A 514-nucleotide genomic window follows, 5' to 3' on the forward strand; every position below is an offset into this window, starting at 1 on the left:
CCTTTTCTCCGGCAAGGCCGTTTCAAACACGTTGTGTAATTCATAGCCTGGTGTATTATCAACCGCATAGATGGTATAACCTTCCGCATGCCATTGATCAAATAGTTTTTGATAATCCGTAATCTTGTGATGTGAAATGTGCTCGTAGTGCTGTGCACCAACCGCGCCGGTCTTATTCCACTTCTTAGCGCCTTCTTCATTTTCTGGATCCATTGGATTTTCGGGATTTAAGAAAACAATTTCGCGCCCTGAAAATGCGTTGTGGTTACGCACAGCGGTTGCCTTATTAAAATCGTGGGTTAAATTTTGAAGCGCTGTAATCATATAACCACGTCGTTGGTCTAAAGCTTGCATGATATCTTCGTTCGTCATGCCTTTAAAATCATCACCCAAGTTACGGTAGTCAATCGCATTTTTTAAATCAATCTTGCTCATTTTTCTATATCTCTTTAACTGTATTTCTGTTCAAGTTGTTAGTTAGTGCACCCAATGTTTTGTGAGCGCATTTTCAGTC

Annotated in this window: 1 protein-coding gene; it reads right to left on the reverse strand. The window is 40.5% G+C overall.

What is annotated here, in order from left to right; all coding sequences use genetic code 11:
- Positions 1-435: RNA methyltransferase (locus WEIDD23_RS12170; RefSeq protein WP_062359101.1), on the reverse strand; the 435-nt coding region annotated here is incomplete at its 3' end.
- Positions 436-514: the final 79 nt, after the last annotated feature.

It is taken from the genome of Weissella sp. DD23 (assembly GCF_001579105.1).
Taxonomy (GTDB): domain Bacteria; phylum Bacillota; class Bacilli; order Lactobacillales; family Lactobacillaceae; genus Weissella; species Weissella cibaria.